The following is a 22,509-nucleotide window of genomic DNA, read 5'->3' as shown; positions in this document are numbered from 1 at the left end:
TTGCTTAAAAAATCCAACCTGGAATTAATTACCAAGAATTTCTTCAATTTCATTTTTAAGCACACTAACACCAGGACCATAAATCACTTGCACGCCACTATCCTTGATAAGGACTCCCTTTGCTCCTGTATTCTCTAAGGTATTTTTTAAAACTTTAAGAGAATCTTTCACAGTAACTCTAAGCCTTGTAGCACAACAATCAAGTTCAATAATATTATCACCTCCCCCAAGTCCCATAATTACTTGAGATGCAACATTATCTCCCTTGACATTTGAATCAGAAAGAAATGTGTCATTAGAATTTATAGTATCTTCTCTCCCAGGGGTTTTATAGTCAAATTTAGATATTAAAAAGGCAAAACTAAAATAATATAGGAAAAACCAAAAAACACCTACCAATGGAACTAAAACCCAATTTGTTCTTGCATTCCCCTGCAAAATTCCAAAAAGAATAAAATCAATAAATCCTCCAGAAAAAGTCTGTCCTATTGTGATTTGTAACATATGAGCCAACATAAATGCAAAACCATCAAATACTGCATGAATCACATAAAGAACTGGTGCTACAAAGAGAAAAGAAAATTCAAGAGGTTCTGTAATTCCTGTCAAAAAAGAAGTTAAAGCTGATGAGAATAAAAGACCAAAAACCTTTGTCTTTTGATTAGGTTTTGCAAGGCGATAAAGCGCAAGAGCAGCACCTGGCAATCCAAACATCATAGTAATAAATCTTCCACTCATAAAACGACTAGTTCCAACAAAAAATTTATCAGTACTATGAGAGGCAAGTTCAGCAAAAAAGATATTCTGAGTTCCCTCAACTAACTTACCATTAATAATTTCAGAACCACCAAGACCTGTTGTCCAGAAAGGCAAATAAAATATATGATGCAGTCCAAAAGGACCAAGCATTCGTAAAAAAATTCCGTAAATCAGAGTACCAACATATCCTGTTGCATCCACTAATACACCCATTTTGCTAATTCCAGCTTGCATGAATGGCCAAAATATAAACATACATACAGCAAGAAGAATATTTGAAAAAGAAACTATTATTGGTATAAACCTAGAACCTGAAAAAAATCCAAGAACTTTTGGGAATTCAATTTTATTAAACTTATTATGAAGATAATAAGTTAAAATGCCAACAATAATTCCTCCAAAAACACCTGTTTCTAAAGTTCTAATTCCAAGTATTAATCCAACAGCTCCTTTTGAGAGCTCCTCGGAATTACTAAACATATCAATTAAAATACCAATAGTAGAATTCAAAACAAGATATCCAATAAAGGCAGCAAGTCCTGCTGTTCCCTTGTCTGATTTTGCAAGTCCAACGGCAACTCCAATTGCAAATATCGGTGGCAAATTAACAAAAATAATAGCACCGGCAGTACGCATTATATTAAATACTGACTGAAGAAAAAATACATTCAAAAAAGAATATGCGTTGATAGTTGCCGGATTAGATAAAGCACCTCCAATACCCAGAAATAATCCTGCTGCAGGAAGAATAGCAATAGGCAACATAAAAGAACGTCCAAACTTTTGGGCATTTTCAAAAAACTTCCCCATAAAACCCTCCTATATCTACTATATAAAAGAAAAACATTAGATATTATAAACACTCCCAAATTTCTTTAACCTCATTTATTTTATCAACAAATTTTTTTGTAATTTCCATAGGCCGTGTAATAGCTCCACCTACAACAACTAAAGAAACCCCAAGCTCAAAACTTCTCTTAGCCTTAAGAGGAGTATCTATTTTTCCCTCAACTATTAACTTTGATTTGAAATTACACTTAAGTAAATTCTTTAAAAAGGCAAAATCATTATCTGCGATATTGCACCCTTCAGTATCCTTGGTATATCCATGTAAAGTCGTACCAATAAAATCAAATCCAAGTTTATCTGCATTAACAGCCTCTTCTAAAGAAGCAATATCTGCCATCAAGAGCTGACTTGGATATTTTTCTTTAATATTATTAAAAAACTCAGACAACAAAAAACCATCGGGACGATTTCTAAGAGTAGCATCAAGAGCAATCACATCAACTCCTTCACTACAAAGTTCATCGACTTCTTTAATAGTAGGTGTAATAAAAACAGGAGAATCATTATAAACTCTCTTAACAATACCTATTATGGGCAAATCAACTTCTGATTTGATTTGATGAATATCTAGAACACTATTGGCCCTAATTCCAATTGCCCCACCCATCTTTGCTGCTAAGGCCATCTTAGACATAATAAAACTACTATGTAGAGGCTCTCCTTCAAGAGCTTGGCAAGATACAATTAGACCTTTTTTAATTTTTTCAATGATATAAAACCTCCTATGATTTAATCTTTTAAAGCAATCTTAAGTTTACAAACTATACCATTTTTTAAAAAGATGCAATTCATCATAAATTTAAGTGCATAAAACACAAATTTCATATCTGTTTAAATTAAGCTATAATTTAACAATGTCAAATAAAATCAACTGGTTCCCTGGTCATATGAAAAGAGCATTAGACTTAATCCAAGCAAATCTTCAAAGAACAAATATTGTATTAGAAATACTTGACGCTAGAGCCCCACTTAGTAGCAAAAATCCACTAACTGAAAAAATAATTAAAAATTCAAATAGGAATAAAATAATACTTTTAAACAAATCAGATCTTGCACAAGAAGTAGAAATTCTGAAATGGAAAGAATATTTTGAAACACTTGGAAATAATGTACTAATCACAAACATATACAAAAAAAGAATGAGAAAACAAATAATAGATAATATAACAAAAATAGCTAATGTGAAAAAAATTAAAACTTACGAAGAAAAAATAAAAGTATTAGTAATAGGGGTACCAAATGTTGGAAAATCATCAATAATTAACCTACTGGTAGGAAAAAAAAGCACAAGTGTTGCAAATAAACCAGGACACACAAAAAATATACAAATATTAAAAATAAACGAAAGAATTAATATCTTTGACATGCCGGGAATATTATGGCACAACTTAGAAGATCAAGAGATTGCAAAAAAACTTGCAATACTAGACATGATAAAAAATGAAATAATAGATAATACAGAACTTGCACTATATCTACTTAAAGAAATGCACATAAATAACAAAACCAAATTACTAAACAAATATAATATAATATCAACAAATTCACTTGAAATTTTAGAAGAATTTGCAAAAATAAGGGGACTTATCAATAAAAAACATACAATAGACATTGAACGGGCATCAAAAATATTAATAAAAGAATATAGGGAAGGAAAATTTGGAAAAATTATACTTGACGTAAAACGTCATAATAACAATAAATACAAGTCATTTACATAAGCATTAATATAAAGTATAATCTAGTTTCATGTGGTTCAATCGACACATGCAAAAAAGGGGGTCCCATTAGTTGAATAATTACATCCTAGAGATTAAAGACTTAAGTCATTATTATACTGATAGTAATAATAAAACTCTAGATACAATTAATTTAAAAATTAAAAAAAATGAATTTATTACCCTACTTGGTCCATCAGGATGCGGTAAAACAACACTAATAAAAATAATAGGGGGTTTTTTAAATCAAAACGAAGGAGAAATTCATTTCCTATCAAAAGAGATTTCAAAAATTACACCTAATAAAAGAGAAATTAACACTGTATTTCAAAACTATGCTCTCTTCCCACACATGAATGTTTTCGACAATATCTCATTCGGACTTAGGATGAAAAAGATAAACAAAAATTTAATTCAAGAAAAAGTAAAAGCTGCACTTTCCTTAATTGGTATGCAAAAATACGCTTACAGAAATATTAATGAACTATCAGGTGGACAAAAACAAAGAGTCGCAATTGCAAGAGCAATAATTATGGAACCTAAACTTTTATTATTAGATGAACCACTCTCAGCTCTTGACTTAAAGATGAGACAAGAAATGCAAAAAGAACTTAAAAAAATACAAAGAAAGCTTGGAATAACATTTATCTATGTCACACACGATCAAGAAGAAGCATTAACAATGAGCGACAGAATAGTCGTAATGAATGAAGGAATAATCCTTCAAATTGGAACACCGGAAGAAATTTACAATGAACCCAAAACAAGATTTGTAGCTAGTTTTATTGGCGAGAGCAATATTTTTGAAGGAACGTATGAAAAAGAATTTATAGTTAAAATGTTTGGTAAAGATTTCAAATGTCTTGACAAAGGATTTAAAAATAAAGAACCCGTTGACCTTGTAATAAGACCAGAAGACGTAAAAATATTACCAAAAGGTCAGGGACATTTAAGTGGAATAATTACTTCAGCAGTATTCCAGGGTGTACACTACGAAATGACACTAGAAATTCAAAAATCTCATTGGTTAGTTCAAAGCACAAAACTGACAAAAGTTGGTGAAGAAGTTGATATCTCATTAGGCCCTGATGATATTCATGTAATGTGCAAGGAATAATAAACATGAATAGAATAATTCTAATACTATATACTCTATTCTTATCAATTTTTATTATCTTCCCATTAGTAATAATAATAGGTTTAGGATTTTTTAATGAGCAAAATGAACTCACATTTGCAAATTTTATAAGATTATTAGAACCAAGCTACTTAAGAATTTTTTCAAGAAGTATAAACTTCGCCTTAATTACAACCATATTTTGTATGCTAATTGGATATCCCACCGCATGGTTTATATCCATGTCAAAAAAAAGTGTTCAAAATATGCTCATAATAATGATAATACTCCCTATGTGGATCAATACCTTACTTAGAACTTATGCTTGGATCAGAATATTAGGAAAAAATGGAATTATTAATAATTTGCTAAAAACCATGGGACTTGAAACTATAGAACTGCTCTACAATGAAAAAGCCGTAATAATCGGTATGGTATATAATTTTCTACCATTTATGGTCTTACCAATATATATAGGACTTTCAAAAATAAAATATGAATATATTGAAGCTGCAAGAGACCTTGGTGCAAGAATGTGGCAAATATTATTATACATAAAGCTACCATTAACATTATCATATCTTGCAACAGGAATAATAATGGTATTCATACCTTCAATAACAGTATTGATTATATCAGATCTATTAGGTGGCGCTAAACAAATTTTAATCGGCAATTTAATTGAAAAACAATTCTTATTCGTGGAAGATTGGCATACTGGAGCTGCTATTTCATTTATTGTAATGATAGTAATATTGATATTCAACTTAATAATACTTAAATTAATGCAAAAAAACAACATAAAATAAGGATGTTAATATGCTTAAAATACTAAAAAATACTTTTTTATTTCTGACACTTGGATTTGTTTATGCACCCATATTAATTTTAATAATTTATTCTTTTAATGCAGGAAACAATGGATTTTTTTTTCAAGGATTTAGCCTAAAATGGTATAAGGAAGTCTTTGCATCACAGCAAATAAAAATAGTCATATATAATACTTTATTAGTAGCAATAGTATCATCCTTAATTTCTATTGTAATTGGTGTTCTGGGGGCTTACAGTATTTACAAAACAAAAAATAAAAAAATAAAAACCATCCTGTTATCAATCAATAAAATACCAATAATTAATCCTGATATCGTAACAGGAATTAGTTTAATGACATTTTTTTCTTTGATAAAAATACAGCTAGGTTTTTCTACAATGCTAATATCCCACATAATCTTCTCAACACCTTACATAATAATAATAATTTTGCCTAAATTATATTCTCTTTCAGAAAACGTTATTGATGCAGCTCGAGATCTTGGAGCATCAGAGATCCAAATTTTCAAAAACATAATATGTCCAGAAATAATTGGAAGTGTGGCAACAGGAGGCCTTATTGCATTTACATTATCGGTTGATGACTTTTTAATATCATTTTTCACAACAGGCCAAGGGTTTAATAATTTATCAATACTCATAAACTCTTTAACTAAGAGAGGAATAAAACCCATAATCAATGCCATTTCTTCTATACTATTTTTTGTAATACTCAGCCTTCTATTTGTTATAAATAAATGTGTAGGAATCAAAAAATTAACAGTAGACACAGAAATTTAATAATAAGGAGTTTAATTTTGAAAAAATCTTTAATATTAACAATAATTTTAACAGTAACCTCTTGTTCTTCTCAAAAAACACAAAGTACTCTTAATGTCCTTAACTGGGCAGAATATATTGATGAAAAATTACTAGCTCAATTTGAAAGAGAAAATAATGTAAAAATCAATTATGAATGTTTCAATAACAATGAAGAAATGATGGCAAAATTTAATAACACAAAAGGTTATTATGACATCATAGTCCCATCAGAATATTTGATTGGAGAATTAATAAGTGCAAGCAAAATTGAAAAGCTAGATTATTCAAAACTGCAAAATGTAAAAAATAATATATTAGATAAATTTTATAATCTAGAACATGACTTTGGTAATTTTTATTCTGTACCTCTCTTTTGGGGAGTAATGGGCATACTTTATAACAAAACCAAAGTTGACATAAACGACATGAATGAATTTGATATACTATTTAACGAAAAATACAAACAAGAAATTGCAATGTTAGACTCGCCAAAAGAAAATATTGGAGTTGCACTTAAAAAACTTGGCTATTCCTTCAATGAACACAACATATCCATAATCAAACAAGCCGAAGAACTACTCAAAAAGCAATCTCCCTTGGTAATAGGTTATTTTTCAGATATTGCTGCAAAATCGCTAATACTCAATGGTGAATCATCAATCCAACTAATATGGAGCGGAGAAGCACTAGATGCAATGCTTAAAGATCCAAATTTAGACTTTTATGTACCTAATAGTACAAATATCTGGGTTGATGTCATGGTAATTCCATCAGACGCACCTCATAAAGAACTTGCTTATAAATTCATAAACTTTCTTTATGAAAATGAGGCATCTTATGCGAACTTTAAAGAGACAAAATATAATTCACCAAACAAAAATGTATTGAATCGATTACAGGAAGAAGCAAAGAAAAATCCTGCAATAAATATATACTTAGAAGAAAAATTTCTTCCAACAAACTTTTCAAACCACGAAGTATTTAAAACAGTACCTAAAGAAGTTAAAGAAGAACAAATGAGAATATATGTAGAATTATCATCCTAACAAAATCTAAGGCACCTTTCATTTAAAAGGGGCCTTTTATCTTAATCAAACTTTAGCAGAATTTAAAAACCGATTTTTCAACCCAAAAAAAGCTATGGACAAAATAATAATGACGCCTAAAAATACTTGATAAAACAAAAATGGCATGATATCAAGTGGAGATATGGTCCCTTTTGCAATATTTATCAAACTTATCATATGCATACCATATGGCAAAGCACCAATCAACGCACAAGAAGAAATTGAAAGCAATGCCGCACAACGCTTAGGACATACAGAGTTTGCTTCAGATATACCCTTAGTAACAGTCCCATTAACTAAAATTGCAAGACCGCTATTTGAAAGAAAACCTGTCACCATAATTATTAAAAAAGTAATTGTAAACTCGGCACTCCTTCTGCACTTAGCAAAATACTTTAACTTAGTTAAAATCCACTCAAAACCCCCATGCCTAATAGTCATATAAGAAACTCCTCCTGTAAAAATAACAAGAATAAGCATCTCACTTAAATCTAAAAGTCCAGCATTAATATTTTTAAACATCAAAAGCAAAGTTAAATCACCATTAAAAATGCCAATACCACCAGCAATCAATATTCCAAAAAATAAAACTAAAAATACATCTACTCCTAAAAACGCAAAAATTATAACAAAAAGGTAAGGAATCACTTTCAAATAACTTATCTCACCAAGCTCAACATTAACTCCAATACCACCCATATAAGAGCCTAAAACAGCAAATGCTACAGTTGATAAAATAGATGCAGGAAATGTAAAAAAAGCACCATTTCTAAAAACATCTATAATTTTAACTCCTTGTGTACGACTTGCAATAATAGTTGTATCTGATATTAAAGACATGCTATCACCAAAAGCACCACCTCCAAGCACAGCTCCTGCAACCATTGGCAATGGAATACCACTTTTATCTGCTATTTCAAATCCAATTGGAGTAATAGCCACAACGGTTCCAAGAAAACTGCCAGTTGCAGTAGATAAAAAAAGGCATATTAAAAATATGCCTGCTATCAACAAATTAGCAGGTATATACCTAAGTCCAATAGTTGCTACGGTTTCAATGCTACCTATTTCTTTACAAACAGCTGAAAAAGCACCTGAAATCATAAAGATGAAAGATATAAATATAATATCAGTCTGTGAACATCCTTCAATAAAGTCATTCATCTTATCTATAAACGAACCCTTAAATAAAAGGAATGCTGTAACAACAGCTAATAACATAGCAATTATTGGTGGCATTTGATAAAAAGCCATCTCTACACCTTGAATCTCTAAAACCACTCCTGTTCCTACATAAACAACAATAAAAACAAGAAAAGGAACAAGCCCTAAAAAATTTGGCTGTACATGACTAACTTTGTTCATTTTAAACCCCCTTATAATTCATGCATTTATGAATTATTACTTAGATCTCTTATTCAACTTAAGAAATCTAAAATCAATTTATTTTTAGCAAAAATCTAAAAAATCCCTTTATATCAAGGCTAACCATAGAAAAATAACAGAAAAATAGTTGAGAAATTAAAACTATAACTACCTATGGAAGGAACAATACTCTTACATCCTACAGACCTGCCAAAACGTAAATAAACATATCTATAAGAAAACAACTTCTATGAGAAGGAATATTATCATAAATAGATACTTCTTTTGCAAAAACCTATCACAAATAAGTATAGAGATCATAATCACTAGCAAAAAATATAATCAACTATGACAGGCAGAGATACAACTATCAAACCTGTAGAACTCCCACCTCCGCATTAAATTTTCAATCTTAACAATCAACCCTAACCATTTATTTTTCATAATATTCTTCATTATAATTACAACAAAAAAATTTACCATCTCAATATAGAGAAAAAAATTAAGCATTTTGATCTTTTTTCTTACTAAATTTTTTTCATAATACATAAATATTTACAAATATGCATAAAACTTCAATAAGATTATAATACCTTAAACAGAAGCCTTTTCTGTGAAAGTAATAAAACAAATAACCTACAATATTCATGCAAAACAATTCATACAAAACTAACATATTTTAAGACTAATACTTGAACTGATTTCAAAATTACTTATCCTTTTACAAAGAACAGAAAAAACTCTTGCCAATAAAGGGTAAAATCCAATTTAATCTCACACTCATTACATTTTTCACCAAAATTCCACAGACAAAAAACAGTAAAATAAATTACCCTAATTAATTATAAGTCTAAAAATATGGATATGTATTTCCATATATTATACCACAAAATATAATATTTAAAGATTTTATTAAAAAAATAAATTCAGATTGAATAAAAAATTGAATATAAAAGAGAAAATTATAAATTACATGAAAATTATTTTTTTAAAGCAATCATATACTTACATATAATTACTTTGTAATAAAACTATGAAACAATACTCTGCTCAAACCAACCAAAAAACAAAATAAGAAAATCATTTAAGACAGTATAAATACCTATAACAACAAATAAAGTAGGCAGAAATTTTATCTTAATTAACTTAACAAATATAATTTTAATATCTTAAATACCTACATTTTACGCCAAAAATGGTCCTTTTCTAAAATCATATTTGCTTCAACTGGTCCTTCTGATCCATAACAATAATCCCAATTTTTAATGTCTTCCCATTTATCAAGAATATCTGATACAAATTCCCAAGAACTATCAATCTCATCATTGCGAGCATACAAAGTTTTATCTCCCAAAAAAGCATCAAAAAGTAATCTCTCATAAGACTCACTAAAAAATTTGTTAAATGAAGCATGATAAGAAAATTCCATATTAGCTTCCTGAATATCATAATTATATCCCGGTCGCTTAGTATTAAACTTAATTTCAATGCCATCTCTCGGTTGAATTCTAAAAATCAAAGCATTTGAAAGATTAATCAACCCAGTATTAAAAATAGTGAAATCAGGCTTTTTAAATTGAATATATATTTCTGAAAATTTCCTCACAAGCGCTTTTCCCGTCCTAATATAAAAAGGCACCCCAGACCAACGCCAGTTATCAATAAACAATTTCATAGCCAAATAAGTTTCAGTATCTGAAGTACTTAAAAAGTTAGCTTCTTCTCTATATCCTTTTTTTACAATTCCTTGTACCTGAGAACACATATATTGTCCTTTAACAATATGATTTTGCATAGTATCTCTACTTAATTTTCTTAAACTTTTTAAAACCTTAACCTTTTCATCATGAATAAAGTCAGCACTAAAACCAATAGGAGGTTCCATTGCAATTAAAGTTAAAAGTTGTAAGATATGATTCTGAACCATATCTCTTAAAGCACCAACAGAATCATAATACTCAGCCCTACCATCAATGCCTGCCTCTTCTGCTACGGTAATTTGAATAAAATCCACATAACGATTGTTCCAAATATTTTCAAAAATAGAATTTCCAAACCTAAATGTAAAAATATTTTGAACGGTTTCTTTGCCCAAATAATGATCAATTCTGTAAACTTGTTCTTCCCTAAATACAGAATAAAGAAGACTGTTTAAACACCTAGCTGTATCAAGACTACTACCAAAAGGCTTTTCAAGAATTATTTTAGACAAATAAGAAGTATTACTAAATGAATATGGCTTTAAATTCTCAATTATTGCCTCATAAAACTCAGGTGATGTTGAAAGATAATATATCCTCTCTCTATTATCTAAAAGAGATGACAATTTTACATAAGCATCCTTTTCCCTAAAATCTCCTGATAAATAAACAAAAAATTTCAAAAAATCATCAACTAAAGCAGTAGACTCTTCTTGCCACAAAGAATCCTTAATATAAACCTTAAGTTCATAATCAGTAAAGTTTCTTCTCGCAAATCCAATAATTCTAAAATTATTAATATGACCATCCTTATACAAATTAAAAAGAGAAGGAATAAGTTTTCTTCTAGACAAATTACCAGTAACACCAAATATTACAACATCAAAATTAGATACATTCTTTTCACTCATAAAATATCTCCGACAGATAATTATACTATTATTGTCGTATCAAAAACTATGACATAATATCCTTTTATAAATAATAGTTATACCTACATTAAATTTAATCACAACAATGACGGTTTAAAACGAATGCCTCAAAATTTCTAAAAATCAAATACAAATATAGTGTTATAATCATATGGTGTATAATATATAAGAAATGAAAAACTTATCACTATTTACAGACTTTTATGAACTCTCAATGATGAATGCTTACTTCATAAAAAATATTAATCCAAAAGTCAAATTTGAAATGTTTTTCAGAAAAACGCCATTTAAAAATGGATACATAATTTTAGCAGGAATTCACACATTAATTAATGCTTTAAAAGAATTACATTTCAGAAACGAAGAGATTAACTATCTAGACAGATTACAGTATTTTGACAAAAAATTTTTAGAATACTTAAAGACATTTAAATTAAACATAAAAATAAGCTCAATAGAAGAAGGAAGAATCGTTTTTCCCTATGAACCCATACTAATCATTGAAGGAAATCTAATTGAACTCTTACTCATAGAAGGACTGGTATTAAATACAATAAATTTTGAAAGCCTAATTGCAACTAAAACAGCAAGAATTAAAGAAGCCGGGGCTAAAAATCTAGCAGAATTTGGTCTTAGAAGAGCTCAAGGAATTAATGGCGCACTCTCAGCGAGTAAAGCTGCTTACATAGGAGGTGCTAATTTTACAAGCAATGTACTTGCAGGATATAAATACAATATTCCTGTCATTGGCACAATGGCTCACAGCTGGATAATGAGTTTTAAAAATGAAGAAGAGGCCTTTTGGGAATATGCGAAAATATATCCAAATAATGTAAGTTTGTTAATTGACACTTATGATACACTTAACAGTGGTCTTAAAAATGCAATAAAAGTTTTCAAAGCACTAAAGAGCAAAGGAAACAAAAATTTTTCTGTTAGAATTGACAGTGGTGATCTTGAATACTTAAGCAAACAAGTTAGAAGAACACTTAATGAGAATGGACTATCTGAAGTAAAAATTATTATATCAAACGAACTTGATGAAGAAATTATTATGTATTTAAACTCAATTCATGCTCCTATCGACTTCTGGGGAGTAGGAAGCAATCTAGTTACTGCAAAAGGAGAATCCAATCTCTCAGGGGTGTACAAAATGACATCAATTCAACAAAACGGAAAATTTATTCCTAAAATGAAAATATCAAATAACATTAATAAAGCAACACTACCCTCTCAAAAAGGAGTTGTTAGAATATACTCAAATGAACAAATGATTTTTGATCTAATTTTTTTAAAAGAAGAAGAAGAAGAAATAAAAAAAATGTTAAGCTTAAAAAAGGAATTTACAATTTTCCACCCTATACAAGACAATACATTCAAAGAAATAAAAACATATGAAAGTTTTGAATTTTTAATAAATACAGTTTTTGAAAACAACAAAATTTGTCAAACCTGCCAATCAAGTCTCGAACATATAAGAGCAAGAGTTCAAAGTGATCTTAAAAAGATCGATCATACACATAAAAGGCTCATAAATCCACACATATATAAAGTAAGCATTACAGAGAAATTAAAAAATCTAAGAAATAAACTCATCAAAGAAAACAAAAAACTATAACACTATGTATAATATGTGTATAATATGTATAAGATATATAAAACAAATAAAGTAAGCAATATTTATAATAAAATTAAAGAGTTAATTAAAAACGATGACATATTTAAAAAAGAAACCATCATCATTTTAAAAAGTAACATTTTAAGCGAAGAAATTAAAAAATATCTAGCAACCCTGAATGAGGTCTCATATAACCTCAATGTAAAACAAAACATAATAAAAACGATATATAAGCTCTCAATAGAAAATCACAATATAAAAAAATTTTTAGAAAACAATACATTGTTCCTTTACTCAGAAACAGAAAAATTTATTCTGTATCACATGTTAAAAGACAATAAAATAAAAAATATCAAGCAATTTAAATCGACAAAAAACAGATATATCTTTGCATCAAAGATAATAACTTTATTTCATAAATACTACTCTAAATTTCCAAATCTGATTGATCATTGGAGACAAAATAAATTTTTATTTGAAGATCAAAATAAGATTCACTACGAATCCATGCAAAAGGAAATGTTTAAAAAACTATTTGAAAATCAAATAAACCTTTTTAACTTGCACGAGAAAATTGAACAAGAAATAACAGATACTCAGCAAAGCATTGAAACAAAAAGAATAATAATAATTGGAGAGACTAGAGAAATTGACAGAAAAATTTTACATTGTTTGCAAAAAATTTTCGACATTACAGTATACGAATTAATACTTGAAGATACAACTCAAATCAAATCTGCCTTCATAGATGAACTAGTACCAGTAAAAATCAAAAAATGCAATTCAAGTACACAAATAGAAGAAGAAACTGATATTCAAGCATTTGAAGAGAAAAATTTTTTAGCAAGTTTCAAAAACAATATTACAAAAGGCACTCCTCTATTAAACTTAGATAATAGTTTCAAAATAATAGAGGCAAAAACAAAAAAACGAGAGGTAGAAATTCTAGTAAATAATATTCTACATTCAACACAAAATAATCATCTCAAAATAAACGATATTGTAGTAACTTACCTACCAAAAGATATGGACATATACTTACCATACATAGAAGAATTTTTAAATAAATATGAACTTGAATTTACTATTTTAGATTCTAAAGACGTCTCAAAAAGTAAAAGTGTAATAGCATTAAAGCAATTAATGAAACTCTTCATTTCAAACAAAGGAACGATTAGTAATTTTAATAGAAAAGAAATAATTGAATTTTTAAGTAACACAAAAGTAATGAATAAATTCAACATCTCAATAAGTGAATTAGAATACTTAATAAAATTTAACGATGCAGTGAATATTAATTTTGGAATGAATGATTCTCATAAAGAAAGCTTATCTTATGACAAGAATTTTTTAAATTCATGGGAAAATGGCTTTGATAGATTTCTCACATCTACAATGTTTAATGAAAAATATGAATGCAATAATTGTCAAGAGAGCATAAGCTTTCAAGATCCAGATTCAATAGTAAGATTAATAAGCATAATAAAAAGCCTATATGAAGATATAATGTACTTTAGAGAACAAGAATACACAATATATGAATGGGCAGAAATAATGGATATTTTCATAGATAAATATATCAAACTTGAAGATAACAACAAAATTGATGAATATATAAACACAAGAATACAATACTTTAAAAATTTTTCAAGAGATTTTAATGAAAACCTTTACAAAGATTACATGACAAAAGTTAAAGACAGAAAAGTTAATTTTGCTCTTTTCAAAATAATGCTTGAAGAAAGCATCGAACAAAAAGCATATCAATCAAACAATCAAAATACAGGTATACTTGTTGCAAGCTCTGATAAAATCGAATATTTACAAAAATCTGAAATTCACTTTTTAGGAATCCATAAATTAAACTCAAACATTCATTTTGACAATATGAACTTATTAAACGAATATTATGACTATGTCAATCTGGAACAAGATAACATTTCAAATTTAATTAAGATAATCTTTGCAGCATCAAACAAATTCTATTTCTATTACTCACTAAGCGAATCTCTAAATCCAGATATCAATAAACCTAAAGTAATAAATAAAATAATAAATTACATAAGAGATATGGGACAAGAACTAAAAATTGAAATACACCCAAGTGAAAATTACGATTTTGAATACTTCAAAGACGAAAAAGCCAATTACCTAATTAACTATGACACAGAAGCCTTTAATATTGCAAAATCACTACAACAAGGCAAATATTCAAACTTTAAACAGAAAAGACTTAAATTAAAAAAACAAATCACACTAAGGATAGAAGACATAAATAAAGCTATAACTAATCCATACAAATACTTTTATGAAGAAATATTAAATGTATACATTAAAGATATAAGCCAAATTGGTGATATTAAGAAAAAACAAGAAGAGCAGATTATTGACATTGATAATTTTAATTATAAGCTAATAAATAATCTCATACCAATACATGAATGTATAAAAGATGAAACTAATGAACATATATTAGAGAAAATAGATAATATAATTGAAAATCAAATTCAAAAGGGAATAATTCCCATGAATATCAAAAAAACAACCATCAAAGAAAATTTCATAGAAAAATTCAATGAAATTAAAAATAATATTGTTATCAATTTTCAGGAATTTTTCAAAATGCAAGAAACTGACATCAAATTAAATAAAAGCATATTCATTAACTTCGAAGGCGAAACAATAGAATTTAAGTTAAATGGAAAACTCAAAAACATATATAAAATAGATAATCGATATTTTTACGTCAATTTAGAGAAAAAAGATTATGGTCAAGACAAAATTATCAGAAAAATCAACCTATACATAATAGGATTAATGTTAAAAAGCTCAATTGAAAATATAGAGTCAATTCAAGAAATAAAAATAACTTATAAAACTTCTAAATTATCACTTGATAATCAATATACAAATGAAACGATAAACTACCTAGACCTTACAAATTTATTAAAACAAATAGCATATATTTCAAGCTATCCTACTCCCATTTATAAAGATTTAATACAAAAAAGTTTAATTAAAATAAAAGACATAAACGAATTTCCAACAGTACTAAAAACACAAATAAAATATCCACAAAAAAGCATTAATATTAACAAAGATATGGAATTCATTCTTCAACAAAAAGACATAACATGGTGTCCATATTATAACAGATTTAAAGACACTCACGATTTAGACATAAACGACAACTTAGAAAAATTACTTCAAGATTTTTATGCTAAATTCATCAAGGTACAAAGTTAATCCCATGAGAGAAATAATAGACAAAATCAAATACAACGAAAAAATATTAATTGAGGCTTCAGCAGGAACTGGAAAGACCTACATACTTGAAAATACTATTACAAACTTACTCATAAATAAAACGTACTCTCCAAGCGAGGTTCTAGTGCTAACATTCACAAAAAAAGCAACAGAAGAAATGCATATTAGAATATTGAAATCAATTGAAAATGCATATCAAAATTCACAAACAGATAAATCTTTAAAAAAAATTTACGAGCAATCAAATAAAATATTTATCTCAACCATAAACAAATTTGCACTACATTCTCTAAACAATTTTCAAATCGAGACAGAAAACTTTGTCAAATACAGTGTAAAAGAAAATTTTACATCAGAAATAGACGAAATAGTTTATGAATGTTTAAGAAAATCGGATTCATTAAAAAAAGAATTAGCAATCAAAGATGATGAATTTGAAATCTTTAAGTCTAAATTCAAAACTACAAAAGACATGATTCAATATATAAGACAAGGGTATAAAAGAGACAAGACACAAGAACTTGGAGATTGGATAAAAACCCAAACGATTTTTAAAACAATGCTTACAAATCAAGATAGATTAATTCATGAGTATAACTTAATAGTCGAAACATTAAACAAAATGACTATGGAAGAAAAAAGAACTTTCCTAAATAAACATAATCAAGGAATCAAAATATCAGAAATAAAATATAGTAATGAAAAAGATATAGTAAAAATCACAGACATACTTGCAAACAACAAATTTTTTTCAAAGATAATAGAATCTAATCTTAAAAAAAATGTTACTCTCTTACCTAAGGAACTAAAAATACAAACCGCTTTAAGAGAACTTAGCTATGCAACAAATACAAATAAAGAAGATAAAAACACACTTAGAAGATTTATTAACCTAAAAGTTGAATATAAAATACTTAAATATATAGACAAAGAACTTGCAAATACCATTAATGCAACAAACACAATAGACCAAAAACATATAATGCTAAACTTCAAAAAACACCTGGAATCTCGTGATAACAAATTATTAAATTCAATAAAAAGCAGATATAAAATAATACTAATAGATGAAGCACAGGATTTAAACCTAATACAAATAGAAATATTTAAACTACTTAACTCTTGTGGCATAAAACTAATATTTATAGCCGATCCTAAGCAAATAATTTATACATTTAGAAATGCTGATATATCATATTATAACCAAGGTATAAAAGATCAAATAAAAGATAACGCAAAAATAACCTTACTAACAAATTACAGATCAAATAAAAAATTAGTTGAATCTTTAAATATTATGTTTAATAATATCTATAATAAAACACACACAGCTAAAATCGAAAAAATAGAATTTACTAAATCAAAAACAGAGTCTAAGAATGACGAAAATAAAATTTTTATAAATGATCAAGAAATAGAAGCAATAAACATAATAGAAACTGAAAGTGAAAATGAAAATATTTTACAAAAAACAGCTATAACAATAAAATATCTACTAACAAACGGAAAAATTTATGATAACAATAAGCTTAGACAAATTAAAGAATCAGACATAAAAGTACTTTGCAGAACAAGCAAGGAAATAGATTTAATAGACAAGGAAGTTAAAAATCAAAATATAAAAACAAATAAGATCGAAGAATCATTCTTTAAGACGAAAGAATTTAGCGAAATATTTTATCTTATAAAATGTTTCGACAGAAAACAAAATTTTCAAACTCTAAACTATATCTTAACTAGCAAAATAATAAACCTTCCGTGGGAATTATACCTAAGTCTACTTGAAAAAAATGAAATAAAACACATAGAAGAAGCCATTAGTGACATAATATATTTACTTGAAAATCAAGAAATAACATTAATAAAAGCAATAGACGAAATCATATCAAAAAAAGATTTATGGCTCAATTTGGCAAAAATTTTTAATAATACTACCTTTACTGAATTTGCACAATCAAAAAAAAGCTACAGAGAAATCCTAATAAATGAAGAAAAATTTGAAGAACTTAAGAACTACGAAATAAGTCTAGACTTCATTTCCAAAATTTACTATGAAGATAAAACCATAGAATCATTAATATGCACTCTAGAAGATCTAATACTAAATAAAGATACTGAACAAGATGAAGAGCAAATCACTACCCAAAGTGATCAATCCATAGAAATACTAACAATTCATAAATCAAAAGGATTAAGTGTTAATATCGTATTTCTCATAGGTGATATTCAATACAATGATAGCTTACTGAAAAAATCAGATACATTTTATAAATTTTACTTAGAAAATAAGATAGAATATGATTTTTTAAAATTAAAAGAAAATCAACAATCTGCCAAACATAAGATTTTAAATGAAGAGAAAAATATTTTTTATGTAGGAACAACACGATCAAGATTTGCACTATTTATTATCAATAAAGGCACAATAATAAATAAAATGTTAGAGCTAGCAGAAATAAAAACAATTGATAAAATAAATTTAGACTTTAATGTATACAATCTGATTAAAACCCATAAATTTAATAAATTAGAAAAAAATGATAACAAAGAAATAAAATTAATACCTCCAACACCAATAAACAAACATTTATTTAGAAGAGAATATACACATAGCTATACAAGTCTTGCATCAAACTATAAATCAACTTACCATACAAATCAAGAAACAAAAAATGATGAGACTTATGAAAATGATGCTAATTGTACTGAAGAAACACTCCCAAAGGGCAAAGATATTGGTAATATTTTACATGTCATAATGAAAGATATAAATTTTAGCGATGCAAAAGATGATTTTAACAATTTTCAAAAAATCAATATTGCTCTTATACAGAAAAGAATCGAACATTTCAATTCAAAGTTAAATACACCCAAGATACAAGCAATGCTAATAAAAATGATTTATAACATATTAAATACAAAAATCAGATTTATTGACGCAAGACTGTGTGATATTCAAGAATTACAAAAAGAAATGGAATTTTTAATCAAGATAGATACAAAAATTTATGAACAAAAGTCTCTCTTTAAAAATCACAACAAGTTGGATTTAACATTCAATGACGGATATATAAAGGGAATCATTGATCTTATATTTAAGATAAATAATAAAGTATACATTTTAGACTATAAAACAAATTATCTTGGAGCAAATTTAAAAGATTATAATTTAACTAACTTAAAAAAGAAGATGAAACAAGAAAAGTATGACTTACAATATAAAATCTACGCACTAGGAACAAAAAAAATACTCTTTAAGAGTCCAGAAGAATATAATAAATATTTTGGAGGAGTAATATATCTCTTTACAAGAGCATTTCAAAAAAATATTAAAGAACAATCTAAAACACAGAATGGGATTTATTTCACCATACCAAATTTTAAAGAATTAGATCTAGAACAAATATATTTGCAATTAAAATATTAAAAGGAAAATATGAGAAATTTTTTAGTCTTAAGAGAATTTTTAAAAGATTATAAGAGAAATTATTTGAATCCAGAACTCAAAATTTATGAAATAATAGAAACTTTAAACATAAACATAGAAAATTACTATAAAGCACATTTACTCACAAAAAAAATCAAAGATGAAAAGTACGAAGAAATTACTATTTTTTTAATATTTTTATTTAATTATCTCTCTAAAGGACATTTAAGAGCTAATATTAATTTATTAATCAAAGATATTCAAAATACGATTGACTGTGCTTTCCTTGAAATAGAAGACGAAGATCAATCTTATCAAAAATCAATCAACATACTAAAAGAACTTGCAAATCTTACACAAGCAACAAAAATACACGAAATAATCTTACATTTAAAAGAAAATAATATAATGAAACATCTTAATCAAAATGAAAGAATAATAACTCCTTTAATATTAGAAAATAATATTCACATCTATACTCAAAAAAACTTTAGAGAAGAAGAAGAACTAATAAAAAAAATAGATCAAAGACTTAAGGATAACAAAAGTGAAATAACTACTAAAAGAATACAAAATATCATGAACAACTTAAATACTAAAGACCTAAGTGAAGAACAAATCAATTCAATCAAAAAATCTTTAAAAAGTAATTTCTTTATACTCAGTGGTGGCCCGGGTACAGGTAAAACAACAACTATCAATTATATTCTAAAAGCAATTGATATGCACTTAAATGTCAAACAAAAGGTAGCCCTTGTAGCACCAACTGGAAAAGCAAGTCAAAAACTAAAATCAAGTCTAAAAGAATCATTTAAAAACCTTGAAACAGAATATAGCACAGTACAAAAATTATTAAAAATGTCATTTATCAATAAAGGCAATAAATATGATGAAACCAACCCCCTAGAATTTGAAATAATAATAATTGATGAAGCATCTATGATAGATTCAAGCACTTTCTTAAAATTGTTAAAGGCGACCAAAACAAGCACAAAACTCATAATAACAGGGGACAAAAACCAACTTCCATCAATATCTGGAGGAAATGTATATTCAAGTTTGACGCAAATAAAAGAAATAAGTGATGAAAATGTAGAAATACTTAAAAAAAATTTCAGAAGTAACGATGAGATAAATTTATTAGCCAAAGCAATATATCAAGAAGACACAAATCTAATTGATATTCAACTTAATGCCAACAAAAATATAATTTTAAAGGATATAAATAAAGTCAATATTGAAAATGAATTATTAAATCACACAAAAAATTTATATAAAAATATCTCTAATTTTGATCTCAATTCACTAAACAATAAAAAAATTGAATCAATAATTAATGCTCTGCTTAGCAACGTCATTTTATGCTCAAGAAATTTTGGAAAATTTGGAACAAAAAGAATAAATGAAATAATAAAATTATATTTGAAAAAAATCTATGGTAATTTAATTGGACAAATAATTTTAATTACTCAAAATGATTATAAAAACGATCTATTTAATGGAGAAAGGGGTATTCTCTTTAGAGAAAACTCTAAAATTTACGCTTTATTCAAAAGAGAAGATGAAAAATACAAAAGAATAAACTTTAATTTAATAAACAAATATGAACTTAGTTTTGCAACAACAATACATAAAAGTCAAGGCTCTGAATATCAACATATACAAATAATCATAGAAGATCATCCATTCTTAACAAAAGAACTACTCTACACTGCAATAACAAGAGCTAAAGAAAGCATAAAAATAATATCAAGCAAAGACATCATTAAAAATGTCAGCCTAAAAACAATAAAGAGAGATTCAAAAATCTCAGATCATATAGATGCATTAAAATAAATTGACAAACAAAAAGAAAAACAATATAATCTTAAGGTATTGTATTTGGGGGTGTAGTTCAGATGGTTAGAACGCCTGCCTGTCACGCAGGAGGTCGCGGGTTCGAGACCCGTCGCTCCCGATAGTAATCTTTAAAGTCAAGAATTCTTATCTGCATTTACCTTATTTCAAAAGTAATTATGAAAGCATAAATCAACTGAAAAAATACATTAAAGTTATTATTAAAGTTGCGTTATAAAATAAAAACCTTCAAAAAATCCACTAAAACATAAAATTCATTAATATTTATAAATGTTTAAGTTACATTAAAGAAAGATGTTCAAGTTTTACTTTATCAAAAATATCTTTAACATCATCAAGACTACAAAGTTGTCCTCTAAGTGCCGTTGCGGTACCTGACGCAACTCCAAACCTAAAAGAATCAAGAAGAGAATTCCCATTTTGATTAGCATATACAAATCCAGCAACTACAGAATCTCCTGCACCAATAGTACTTAAAGAATTAATTTGCGGGACACTAGCCAGACAAGCATCTTTATTATTTATAAAAACAGCCCCTTCACTTCCCATTGAGACTATAATATTCTGCACGCCCCTTTCAATAAGCTCACACCCAGCATTAATTAGATCCTTACTAGAAGTCAAATTCACACCCAAAAGTTCTTTAAGTTCATTAATATTTGGCTTTATTAAAAAAGGTCTAAGCCCTATAATCTCTTGCAAGGCAGAACCACTAGTATCAATAATTAACTTAACATTACTAGCAAGACTCTTGGATATTTCATTATAAGCCTGATACCCAAGCGAGCTTGGAACACTACCAGACATGATTAACATATCTTTATCTAAATTTTTTAATTTTAAAATCAAAGACTGAAAATCACTCTCAAGAATTACGGGTGATATTCCATTAATCTCTGTTTCTTTTCCATCTGACATCATTTTAATATTGATTCTAGTATTGTCAGATATGCTAATAAAATCATGCTTTATGCCCATCAAATCAAGATAGGCCCTTATATAATCACCTGTAAATCCACCCAAAAATCCAAGAGCAACACTTTCAGTTTCAAAATTCTTAAGTACATTACTTACATTTATTCCCTTCCCACCAGCAAAAAAATTATTCCTAACAACATGATTAAGACATCCTGTCTGAAAACCCTCCACAACTATTTTATAATCAATAGCAGGATTAAGAGTAAGCGTATATACCAAGCCA

At 27.4% G+C, this 22,509-nt stretch carries 14 protein-coding genes and 1 tRNA gene; 10 read left to right on the top strand and 5 right to left on the bottom strand.

Going from position 1 to position 22,509, the window contains the following annotated elements:
• Positions 1-24: 24 nt before the first annotated feature.
• Positions 25-1,569: a PTS transporter subunit EIIC gene (locus bpSLO_RS03260; RefSeq protein ID WP_025375635.1), complete on the bottom strand. Its 1,545-nt coding sequence runs from the start codon at positions 1,567-1,569 to the stop codon at positions 25-27.
• A 43-nt stretch (positions 1,570-1,612) separates the two neighbouring features.
• A complete protein-coding gene (locus bpSLO_RS03255; RefSeq protein WP_025375634.1) occupies positions 1,613-2,320 on the bottom strand; it encodes an N-acetylmannosamine-6-phosphate 2-epimerase in 708 nt (235 codons plus the stop codon).
• A gap of 142 nt (positions 2,321-2,462) precedes the next feature.
• Here bpSLO_RS03255 and ylqF point away from each other — a divergent pair, with 142 nt between their 5' ends.
• The 5 genes from ylqF (at position 2,463) to bpSLO_RS03230 (ending at position 7,121) form a co-directional block, all read left to right on the top strand.
• Positions 2,463-3,329: a ribosome biogenesis GTPase YlqF gene (gene ylqF, locus bpSLO_RS03250; RefSeq protein WP_025407338.1), complete on the top strand. Its 867-nt coding sequence runs from the start codon at positions 2,463-2,465 to the stop codon at positions 3,327-3,329.
• Between the two features lie 70 nt (positions 3,330-3,399).
• The gene (locus bpSLO_RS03245) at positions 3,400-4,443 is read left to right on the top strand and encodes an ABC transporter ATP-binding protein (protein ID WP_025375632.1); all 1,044 of its coding nucleotides are present in this window, start codon (positions 3,400-3,402) and stop codon (positions 4,441-4,443) included.
• A gap of 5 nt (positions 4,444-4,448) precedes the next feature.
• Positions 4,449-5,252, top strand: a complete 804-nt coding sequence (locus tag bpSLO_RS03240; protein WP_025375631.1) for an ABC transporter permease — start codon at positions 4,449-4,451, stop codon at positions 5,250-5,252.
• 10 nt (positions 5,253-5,262) lie between these two features.
• Positions 5,263-6,054: an ABC transporter permease gene (locus tag bpSLO_RS03235; protein ID WP_025375630.1), complete on the top strand. Its 792-nt coding sequence runs from the start codon at positions 5,263-5,265 to the stop codon at positions 6,052-6,054.
• A 17-nt stretch (positions 6,055-6,071) separates the two neighbouring features.
• Positions 6,072-7,121 carry an ABC transporter substrate-binding protein gene (locus tag bpSLO_RS03230; RefSeq protein WP_025375629.1) on the top strand — a complete coding sequence of 350 codons (1,050 nt, stop codon included), beginning with the start codon at positions 6,072-6,074 and terminating at the stop codon, positions 7,119-7,121.
• A gap of 45 nt (positions 7,122-7,166) precedes the next feature.
• Here bpSLO_RS03230 and bpSLO_RS03225 read toward each other — a convergent pair whose 3' ends face one another.
• Positions 7,167-8,507, bottom strand: coding sequence for a Na+/H+ antiporter NhaC family protein (locus bpSLO_RS03225; RefSeq protein ID WP_025407341.1), 1,341 nt, complete (start codon positions 8,505-8,507; stop codon positions 7,167-7,169).
• A 1,177-nt stretch (positions 8,508-9,684) separates the two neighbouring features.
• Positions 9,685-11,118, bottom strand: a complete 1,434-nt coding sequence (zwf, locus tag bpSLO_RS03220; protein ID WP_025375627.1) for a glucose-6-phosphate dehydrogenase — start codon at positions 11,116-11,118, stop codon at positions 9,685-9,687.
• A gap of 193 nt (positions 11,119-11,311) precedes the next feature.
• On the opposite strand from zwf, the gene bpSLO_RS03215 reads away from it, so the two are divergent.
• The 5 genes from bpSLO_RS03215 to bpSLO_RS03195 all read left to right on the top strand — a co-directional run bounded on the left by bpSLO_RS03215 (position 11,312) and on the right by bpSLO_RS03195 (position 21,408).
• Entirely contained in the window at positions 11,312-12,757 is a 1,446-nt protein-coding gene (locus bpSLO_RS03215; protein WP_025375626.1) for a nicotinate phosphoribosyltransferase, read from the top strand.
• A gap of 24 nt (positions 12,758-12,781) precedes the next feature.
• A complete protein-coding gene (locus tag bpSLO_RS03210) occupies positions 12,782-16,003 on the top strand; it encodes an exodeoxyribonuclease V subunit gamma (RefSeq protein ID WP_025407342.1) in 3,222 nt (1,073 codons plus the stop codon).
• A 4-nt stretch (positions 16,004-16,007) separates the two neighbouring features.
• Positions 16,008-19,451 carry an exodeoxyribonuclease V subunit beta gene (recB, locus tag bpSLO_RS03205; protein ID WP_025407343.1) on the top strand — a complete coding sequence of 1,148 codons (3,444 nt, stop codon included), beginning with the start codon at positions 16,008-16,010 and terminating at the stop codon, positions 19,449-19,451.
• A gap of 9 nt (positions 19,452-19,460) precedes the next feature.
• A complete protein-coding gene (recD, locus tag bpSLO_RS03200; RefSeq protein WP_025407344.1) occupies positions 19,461-21,287 on the top strand; it encodes an exodeoxyribonuclease V subunit alpha in 1,827 nt (608 codons plus the stop codon).
• Between the two features lie 47 nt (positions 21,288-21,334).
• Positions 21,335-21,408 (top strand) — tRNA-Asp (locus bpSLO_RS03195).
• A gap of 179 nt (positions 21,409-21,587) precedes the next feature.
• On the opposite strand, the gene pfkB is transcribed toward bpSLO_RS03195, so the two are convergent.
• The gene (pfkB, locus tag bpSLO_RS03190; RefSeq protein ID WP_025407345.1) at positions 21,588-22,505 is read right to left on the bottom strand and encodes a 1-phosphofructokinase; all 918 of its coding nucleotides are present in this window, start codon (positions 22,503-22,505) and stop codon (positions 21,588-21,590) included.
• Between the last annotated feature and the right edge of the window lie 4 nt (positions 22,506-22,509).

Origin of the sequence: Borrelia parkeri, from assembly GCF_023035815.1 — a bacterium.
Taxonomy (GTDB): Bacteria; Spirochaetota; Spirochaetia; order Borreliales; family Borreliaceae; genus Borrelia; species Borrelia parkeri.
The sequence above is the reverse complement of the archived record's forward strand: the minus strand, read 5'-3'. Positions and strand labels throughout refer to the sequence as shown.

Bases quoted from the DNA above. Each gene is read 5' to 3' on its own strand.
- bpSLO_RS03260 (WP_025375635.1), bottom strand. From the start codon at position 1,569: ATGGGGAAGTTTTTTGAAAATGCCCAAAAGTTTGGACGTTCTTTTATG.
- ylqF (WP_025407338.1), top strand. From the start codon at position 2,463: ATGTCAAATAAAATCAACTGGTTCCCTGGTCATATGAAAAGAGCATTA.
- bpSLO_RS03240 (WP_025375631.1), top strand. From the start codon at position 4,449: ATGAATAGAATAATTCTAATACTATATACTCTATTCTTATCAATTTTT.
- bpSLO_RS03235 (WP_025375630.1), top strand. From the start codon at position 5,263: ATGCTTAAAATACTAAAAAATACTTTTTTATTTCTGACACTTGGATTT.
- bpSLO_RS03225 (WP_025407341.1), bottom strand. From the start codon at position 8,507: ATGAACAAAGTTAGTCATGTACAGCCAAATTTTTTAGGGCTTGTTCCT.
- zwf (WP_025375627.1), bottom strand. From the start codon at position 11,118: ATGAGTGAAAAGAATGTATCTAATTTTGATGTTGTAATATTTGGTGTT.
- bpSLO_RS03215 (WP_025375626.1), top strand. From the start codon at position 11,312: ATGAAAAACTTATCACTATTTACAGACTTTTATGAACTCTCAATGATG.
- bpSLO_RS03210 (WP_025407342.1), top strand. From the start codon at position 12,782: ATGTATAAGATATATAAAACAAATAAAGTAAGCAATATTTATAATAAA.
- recB (WP_025407343.1), top strand. From the start codon at position 16,008: ATGAGAGAAATAATAGACAAAATCAAATACAACGAAAAAATATTAATT.
- recD (WP_025407344.1), top strand. From the start codon at position 19,461: ATGAGAAATTTTTTAGTCTTAAGAGAATTTTTAAAAGATTATAAGAGA.